Genomic DNA, 7,940 nt, shown 5'->3' with positions numbered 1-7,940 from the left:
GATTTGGTCTTTTGCTACTGCCATAAATAAACTCCTTTTCGATAAGAATTGTCATATCTGTAATTCTTACCAAAAAGGAGCCATTTTTTACCAAAGCCACAAAGTTTTTTACACTACCTTTAGCTTCTATCCTTTTTTAGAATAAATTCCATTTTCTCTTCATTATAATTAGGAAGTACGTCACTCAAAGTACCATCAAACATTGCAGAATAAACCTTTTTGTCTGCACGAAGTTGGTATTTTTCTAGAGGATTGAGTATAGATTCGCCCTTTTCATTTTTTATCACGAAGCAAACCTCATCATTTCGGAGGATTTCTGTCGCTAATAATCGTGATTCATGGCTAGTAATAATAAGTTGAGTATTTCGTTGCTCTGCCATTTTAAGGAATAATTCTATCATTCGTGTAGTCATTGCAGGATGTAAGCAGCGATCTATTTCATCAATAACAAACACCCGATTATCAGAAACTTTTAAAAGAATTTCTATCAAATCCAAAAGCCGTGCAGTACCATCCGATTCTTCCTTCAAATTAAAGTAAACAGATTTACTCTCATGGCTAAATTCTATAGTCTTTATGATTAAATCGTCATTTTTATTTAATTCAAAAGTATAAAATTCTTTATATGAACGAAGCATGATGGAAGGACTATGGTGCCTTCCCTTTTTGGCTGATTTTTTTTCGAGATCAGCCACTACTTTATTAAAAAGTTCTTCAGGCACTTTGCTCTTTATAATGTCTACAGGAACTTCAACAATTTTTAAGTCACTTATCCCTGTACCTAATGCATTTAAGAGATTAGCAATTTCATTCAGGTTGGAACTCGAAAAATAAGGATATCCTGTTAGTATGCTGTCTGGATTGCTTACAGTTAGTAAATTGTTAAACCAAATATATACTTTACGAAGAATTTTTAACTCTGGATTGTCTTCGTACATTTTTTCCTTCCCGTGATTAATTATGGAAAGAAAAAGTAACTCGCTATCTGCGATACTGTCTTCGCCATACATATTTAATTTCTCAACAGCATTTTTATTCTTAAAATAATCTCCAGCTTCGAAAATACTACTTTTTAAATTGCGGTAAAAAATACTCTTTTCCTGATTTGAAGTAGTTAATTCATAAAGATGTTCCTCTTCTATAGACCCGGTCTTTAATAGGACAGAGAACTCATAAACGATATGTTTATTATCCAATAAAAGTTCTATTTTGAAGGAAGAAGGAATAGATTGATTAGCCGGAATTTGTCGGAAATACTTATTTGTGAAACCTCGTGGAAGTCCATCAACGACCATATCTTGAACAAATTGAAATGCTTCTACCAGGTTAGATTTTCCCGAAGCATTGGCTCCGAAAATAACTTCACATTTAGTCAGCTTTATGTTTTTGTTCCGATAAATCCTTTTGGAGTTTTTGCGTGCTTTTCCAGCTTCCATTGAAAAGCATTGTTTGTCATTAAAGGAAAGGAAATTTGTTATCGAAAATTTGATCAGCATATTTTTAGCACCTCATGTTTTGTTGCTTTATTGTAACACATAAAAACGAATTCATCAATATAAATGTTTCAGAAAACGAGGTTAATGCGCGATATAATGAAGTAAAAACGAAAAAATCGTTTAATCTACAAAAATACACTTGACTTTCAGGAGAAGTGATGATATCTTGTTACTAGCAGATGCACGAGATGAGTGCTACTCCGGAGATGAAGTGGGCTAGCTACCCGTAGTAACTAATTAACAAATGTAATTTTTTGAAACTGAAAGGAGAAATATTTATTGACAGTAAAATTTTTATCATCAAAAGGATATACGGATCCAGGAGCAAATAATGGAGATTGTATACTTATTGACACCGGAAGCGAACTTGTGATTTTTGATTGTGGTTGTGAAGAACATGCTGACAGGGTACTCGATTATATGAAGAAAAGAGGTTACTCAAAAGCGAAATTGGTTCTTTCACACAACGATGGAGATCATTTTGATGGGATTCCTTATTTAATAGAGCAAGATAAAATTTCAGATATATACACGCTTTTATTGCTCAAATATAAAGATGAGTTGTTAAAGAGGATAAATGATAAAAGAATAACTAGAGATTCTTTGGCAAGAAGGATTTCTGAAATTTTTGAAAACATATATTCTCTTTCCGGATTGGTTAAATTGAGAGATATATTTACTGATACGCAAGTATGTCCGGGAGTTACGATAGTAGGACCGGATCAGGAATATGCATTGGACGCTGTTGCAAAACGCATCGACAATAGACAAGGCGATACCATTGATAAAGAAACGGTTGTAAATGCCGTGAGCACTCAAGTGAAAGTTAAGGTGGGAACTAATAATCTATTATTATGTGGGGACAGTAGTTATGAGGCCATCAAGGATAAATTAGAGGAATACTCACTGATACAGTTACCACATCATGGAAAAAAAGAACAGGCAGATAGTATTTTTGAGCAGAAAGGGTCTCTCGGGATTACATATTATGTATCCGATAATACAGGTAACACCAACGGAGGATCTAAAGATTTACCAAAACGAGGTTATGTTATCAAAAACACGAAGACTGGAGATCAGATTTGCACAGGGTGGAATTCAAGCTTAACAAACATCCCGGTTCGTTCGTATTTTAGGGGGCTCTGATTTGAAATACTTGGTTGCAGAAACTCAGGCATATGAAATCCCTGGACGACAGGAGTATCTTTATGATATATTTCATCTTTTCTTTATCCCTCAAAATACAATAGATGGATTTATTCCGCTTACGCCATTAGGCGTAGCGGAACCATCTATTTTGTTTCTGGTCGGGCATTATGATCAAATTGCAAAGTATTTGGCTCACAATGCTGACCAGATAGAGGAAAAAACGATAGTTTTCATTACCTGTTACGCCAATTACTTAAAAATACACAAGAAAAATAAAGTAAAGTGGTTTACGTCTTTTTCGAAAAATGAAATATCATACTGTTATGCAGGTGATAATTACGGCTTTGGATTTGAGATAACAGAATCTGAGTTGAATTTCTATAATTCAAAAGAAACAGACATTTTGAAACGGATTAAAGAGAATTTTAAAGTATTATGAGGAGGTGCAAATGGATATAAAAATTTTTGATTCTTATAACATTCGTGCAAGGGTATCTGTTTATATCATTATAATAGCACCTATCATTTTAACACTATATGTCGTTTATGAACCTGTTCGGAGTTTCACTTTCTCTGTTGTATTGGTAGCTATTATGACATCATTTTCGAATTACCTTTTCGCTTTGCAGAGATATAAGCAAAGAGGGGGAAAACGTAGAAATACTGCCGCAGAATTTTTATATATAGATGATGCACATATTGACGGAAAAACCAAGCAACGTTATTACAGAAAATTAAGTGAAATTGATAAAAGTTTTGAAGCCATGAACCAACCAGTAGATTCTGAAGAGTTCAGACAAACGTGTTACAGCGCTATACAATGGCTACGAAGTAATACACGCAATAATAAACTTGTACAAGAAGAAAATATGTTGTGTGGATTTTATAAAAATTTGATTAGCCTTAAATCCGTCGGAATTGCGTTTACGATTGTAGCAATTCTCATTCTGATAATCTCTTCAGCTCCAACAACACCTCTCTCGTTCGTTCAATCGAAAACAAATATGATTTTAATTTTTGTAGATATAGGAGTGTTATTATTTTGGGGATTGGGAGTTAACGAAAAAATACATTCTGTTTTATGCGAAAAATATGCATATGCATTACTGGAAACCCTGGACACACTCCCAGATAGAATTAATGAAAATAAGTTATAAGAGCTAAATACAAATAATATTATTTGGCAGCACTATTAGACTTAATCAGTTGACAGTGCTGCCATTTTTCTAAACTTTTATAGGTTCTGCCGAATGATCCGGGTAATGAGCCCCACGGCCACGTTACGCTCTTCATCAATATGTGTAACGACAAAGGAAACCTCATCCTTTTTCCCCACGGTGCGGGGATCATAGCAGGAATGAGCGATGGCGTTGACGCCAATCGAGAGTCTGACGAATACGGTGCCTTTGTGGATGTCTTCCACAACACCGGCATATTTGCCCTGCACCTTGCATTTTTTCATATTTTCCTTGCTGGTATTGCCTTCTACGCTTTTGACATCTGCATGGACTGTGATCTGTTCCGGAGATTCTGCCTTCACATCCAGGATCCGTACCAGTATGTGGTCCCCTACACGGAACCGTTCCCTGGCGTCTCCCAGCCAGTCAAAGGACAGATCCCTTGCCAGAATGGAAGTCTCCACGCCAAAAATTTCAGCCCGGACAACCTTTTCTGCCACCGCGATCACTCTGGCCTGCACGATCCGGTCTTCGCATACTTTGGGCTTCCCGGATGCGTCTGTATCCAGATAAAAAATCTGGCGTTTTTTGAGCATGGCCTCTTTCCGGCTTGCTACAATGCTGCGTGTCTTTGCATCCAATCCTTTTACAAGAAAATCAATCTCACATCCCAGCATATTATTAAGGATTTTATTTTGCCGCAGGGAAAGCTCCCCGTAATCGTGGGCGTTATCCTGGACAAGATTCAGCATCATTTCCGAGATAGGGATGACGGTACGGAAGTCCTTGTAATAGATAATAGCGATCAGACTGCCGGCCTCCGTTTTCTCGATGCCGCCTAGCTTCCCGGTGAGGATTTTCCGGGTGCGGTAGGCGTTCTGGATTTCGTGCCAGATGAGATCCGCTTTGGACTGCGGCGTTTCCAGCTGAGCATCGGCGTCCAGGGTAAGGATAGAAGTTACATGGTTCAGTTCGTTTGACATAAGCTGCCTCCTTTCAAAAATTAAGACATAATGGAATCTTTATCCAGCGGAACAATCTCCTCTGGAAAATCCGGAAATTCTTCCGGCTGGTCACTAAGCTCTCCCGGATGACCGGAAGGGTAAGCGTGCTTGTCCGGTTCCCTGCGAAGCGGTTTCTCCTGAGAGGAAAACACAGAGCGCCTGCCGCTGCGGCCGGGCCGGGGCTTTTTCTTTAAATTTTCAGCAAGAGTCGGCGTGTAGTCGTATTCTTCCTGCTCGGCTTTCGCCCGCCACTGGGGAACATGGTCTGCCGCCTTTCTTGGAATCAGCTTTTTGGAATCCGGGTGGAGCGTATAATCGTATTTCTCCACTTCCAGGATCTTCTGTCCCCGCAGGATGATAAGCGCCTTATTTAAGGGCAGCCGCTGAATCTCATCCGGTGTTAGGAGCTTGCGCTTCCCGATGGATCTGGTCTGCCGGTACTCCGGCGTGTAGTCGGACACCCGCCAGGAATTGAGCTGCTTCGCTTCGCTGCTGACTCCAACCGTCACATCTCCGGACCGGTTGGAAATAAAAGTGGCGGTCACTTCATCGGTACAGCCTAAGAATAACTGGCTGTCACAATTCCCGATGATTTCCTGCCATTGGTTTAGCGGATACCGGTTCTGCATCTGGGGCAGATTCTGGAAAATACAGGAAATGCTCAGGTTTCGGCTCCGGATAACGGAAATTTTTTTGTTCAGCTCCAAGATGGCGCCGGTATTGGCAAGCTCATCCGCCAGGATATGTACCGGAACCGGCAGCTTTCCGTCCTCCCCCTCTTTGTCCGCAAAACGGACCAGTTTGATAAAGATAAAAGTCATGAACAGAGAGGAGAGGAAATCAAAGGTGCTGTCCTGGTCTGAGGTGATACAGAAATACGCACATTTCTGTTTGCCCGGCAGCGTCAGGTCAATCTCATCATAGGAGGTGATCTGCCGGATCAGCTTATTTTGAAACACCTGCAGCCTGGCACCTAATCCGATGATGACACCGGAGCGCACCGTGTCGCTGGCCTGCTTATAGATGCAGTAAGGCACTTTTGCCGGATGGGATACCGGAAGCAGGTCAAACAGGCTGTTCAGCTCTTTTTCAGAACTCATAGTCAGCAGCTTGTACACCTGCCCGATATTTTTGGCTTCCGGCTGAAAGCCCTGGTCTACATACAGAACCAGGGCTTTCAGCAGGTTCATTTCCGCATTATCCCAGAAGTGATCCCCTTTGGCAGAACCGGTATTCTGGATGATGACATCGGCAAAGACCTGAGCCATCGTCTCAGAACCGTTGATCTCCATGAGACAGTTCCAGCTGTCGGAGTTTTCCGGGTTGACCAGGTTGAAGCATTTGACGGTATAGCCTTCATTTTCCAGATACACGGACATGCTTTCATAGAGTTCAGATTTCGGATCGGTTATGATCAGGCTTTCTCCCGGCCCGTCAATCCCACGGGCAACACTCTGAAAAATGGCGTTACGGACATAGGCCCTGCTCTTCATGGATCCGCTGGAACCGTAGACTGCCACATTCCGATTCATATAGGTGTGGTAGGGCAGGCAGACGGCCTTGCCGTTCAGCTTGCCTAAGATGGTGCCTTTGCTTTTCTTTACATCAGAAGTCAGCTCCAGGACTTTATGCATCTCCTCCGGCGTCATGAAACCGGAGGTGCCATAGGTGCCTTTTGTAGAGTAGTTCAGGTTCCGTTCCCGGTCTGGGACTTCGCCGTTGCGGTCATAGCCCATCCGCATGAGCAGGAAAATCAGCAGTCCAAATACCACAAGGCAGATTCCAATCCCGTACAGGTTATACGGAAAATCGGTAACTGCCTGGAAACAGGCTGCCGGATGCGGGGAGGGCATCCTGGGGGAACTGCCATTGCCCGGTGTGTTACCGGCCGCAGTCCAGATGCGATAGTTTCGGATAAACTGAGCGATATAGCCGCCTGCATATAAGGTGCAGAGGCTGATGGGAAGCAGATAAATGAGCTTCCACCATTTACGGTTCATGCAAAAACCCCTTTCTAAATTTAGAGAGGTCAATACTGGAGAACCGAATGTCGGCGGTCAGATATCGTTTCAGACAGGGGATTTGGAAATCAAAGCAGATCATCACCCCCTTTCTGCCGTAAACATTCAGTCCGGTATTGAATCGGTTAATTCGGTGCAAGTCAAAATCATATGCAAGAACCGCGGGGTTCCCAGAAGCGTCCACCCCATCATGGTCGATGGGAAGGTCTGGCTGCCGGGAACCTAAATCGGATAATAGTAACTGGTCCAGCTGTTTCATGAGCCGTGGCCGGACCAGCAGTTTTAAAAGCGTCTCACCTTCTGTTGTGTTTGGCAGATAGTGAAAGTGTTCATAGGATGTATCCGCTACAAACAGACTCTTTTTATATCCGCCGGTACTGGTCAGGAGCTGATAAGCAGTGTCCATGTCCTTCCCGGTCAGGATCGCCCGGACTTTCGGATGCCCCGTATAGGGGAAATCCTGCAGGTAATGCTGCAGGAAGGCGTTCAGCCGTACCTCTGTCCGGTATTCCCACTTGAGTACATGGTCGCCGGTGTTATACAGTGCATAGGCACAGTGGGGAGCAAGCAGCACACCCATGCTCCGTGAGTTTCTGATCTTGGTTGCCTCTGGACCGATGTGCTTAAACTCCCGTGATGAGTAAAACAGGGGCAGGTTCCCCATAGTGAGGATACCGGCTTCGCGGCCTTCCCTGAAAATATCCGGTTTCTGGTCAGCAAAGAACGGGATGCCGGCGCTTAGGAGAGTCAGATAGGTTTCTGCTTTCTGGTACAGACGCAGCCGACGGGTTACTTCGCTTCGGACCTGATTGGTTTCGGTATTCCCGGTGAGGAAGTCACGGAAACGCTCCGGATTTTGAGCAAGGAGCATCTGTTTAGCCCGTCCGGTCAGACGATAGCCCCTTAAATGATCCCGATAGTGAGTCCGCAGCAGTTTTTGTGCCTTTAACTCTGTAATGAGCTTTTCTCCATAAGAGGGGCTTGGGATCAGACGGGTAAGCTGGTCAGCAGGAAATTCCCCACTAAGAGCGACCATTTCCAAGAGCCTGTATTTCTGGGAGGTAGAAGGATACAAAATCAGTCACCCCTCCT

Annotated in this window: 7 protein-coding genes; 3 read left to right on the top strand and 4 right to left on the bottom strand. The window is 42.7% G+C overall.

The window, feature by feature from the left end; all coding sequences use genetic code 11:
- Positions 1 to 119 precede the first annotated feature (119 nt).
- Positions 120 to 1,496, bottom strand: a complete 1,377-nt coding sequence (locus B5F87_RS12615) for an ATP-binding protein (protein WP_087281565.1) — start codon at positions 1,494 to 1,496, stop codon at positions 120 to 122.
- Positions 1,497 to 1,775: 279 nt separating this feature from the next.
- Here B5F87_RS12615 and B5F87_RS12610 point away from each other — a divergent pair, with 279 nt between their 5' ends.
- From B5F87_RS12610 to B5F87_RS12600, 3 genes are read left to right on the top strand one after another with little or no spacing between them, the layout of a single operon-like run.
- On the top strand, positions 1,776 to 2,642 hold the full coding sequence (locus B5F87_RS12610; RefSeq protein WP_087281563.1) for an MBL fold metallo-hydrolase: 867 nt from the start codon (positions 1,776 to 1,778) through the stop codon (positions 2,640 to 2,642).
- 1 nt (position 2,643) lies between these two features.
- Positions 2,644 to 3,084: a hypothetical protein gene (locus tag B5F87_RS12605; RefSeq protein ID WP_087281561.1), complete on the top strand. Its 441-nt coding sequence runs from the start codon at positions 2,644 to 2,646 to the stop codon at positions 3,082 to 3,084.
- Between the two features lie 10 nt (positions 3,085 to 3,094).
- Positions 3,095 to 3,802, top strand: coding sequence for a hypothetical protein (locus B5F87_RS12600; protein ID WP_087281559.1), 708 nt, complete (start codon positions 3,095 to 3,097; stop codon positions 3,800 to 3,802).
- Positions 3,803 to 3,879: 77 nt separating this feature from the next.
- Here B5F87_RS12600 and B5F87_RS12595 read toward each other — a convergent pair whose 3' ends face one another.
- Genes B5F87_RS12595 through B5F87_RS12585 form a run of 3 tightly spaced genes read right to left on the bottom strand, consistent with a single transcriptional unit; the run spans position 3,880 to position 7,923 of the window.
- Complete coding sequence (locus tag B5F87_RS12595) at positions 3,880 to 4,806, bottom strand: RNA-binding protein (RefSeq protein WP_087281557.1); 927 nt, start codon at positions 4,804 to 4,806, stop codon at positions 3,880 to 3,882.
- 20 nt (positions 4,807 to 4,826) lie between these two features.
- Positions 4,827 to 6,827, bottom strand: a complete 2,001-nt coding sequence (locus tag B5F87_RS12590; protein WP_087281556.1) for a type IV secretory system conjugative DNA transfer family protein — start codon at positions 6,825 to 6,827, stop codon at positions 4,827 to 4,829.
- Positions 6,817 to 7,923, bottom strand: coding sequence for a hypothetical protein (locus B5F87_RS12585; protein ID WP_343215764.1), 1,107 nt, complete (start codon positions 7,921 to 7,923; stop codon positions 6,817 to 6,819). The genes B5F87_RS12590 and B5F87_RS12585 overlap by 11 nt, the downstream gene beginning before the upstream one ends.
- Positions 7,924 to 7,940: the final 17 nt, after the last annotated feature.

Source organism: Eubacterium sp. An3, assembly GCF_002159465.1.
GTDB lineage: Bacteria > Bacillota > Clostridia > Lachnospirales > Lachnospiraceae > Anaerobutyricum > Anaerobutyricum stercoris.
The sequence above is the reverse complement of the archived record's forward strand: the minus strand, read 5'-3'. Positions and strand labels throughout refer to the sequence as shown.

What these genes read in the sequence shown, in the direction of transcription:
- B5F87_RS12615 (WP_087281565.1), bottom strand. Translation starts at nt 1,496, where the DNA reads ATGCTGATCAAATTTTCGATAACAAATTTCCTTTCCTTTAATGACAAA.
- B5F87_RS12600 (WP_087281559.1), top strand. Translation starts at nt 3,095, where the DNA reads ATGGATATAAAAATTTTTGATTCTTATAACATTCGTGCAAGGGTATCT.
- B5F87_RS12595 (WP_087281557.1), bottom strand. Translation starts at nt 4,806, where the DNA reads ATGTCAAACGAACTGAACCATGTAACTTCTATCCTTACCCTGGACGCC.
- B5F87_RS12590 (WP_087281556.1), bottom strand. Translation starts at nt 6,827, where the DNA reads ATGAACCGTAAATGGTGGAAGCTCATTTATCTGCTTCCCATCAGCCTC.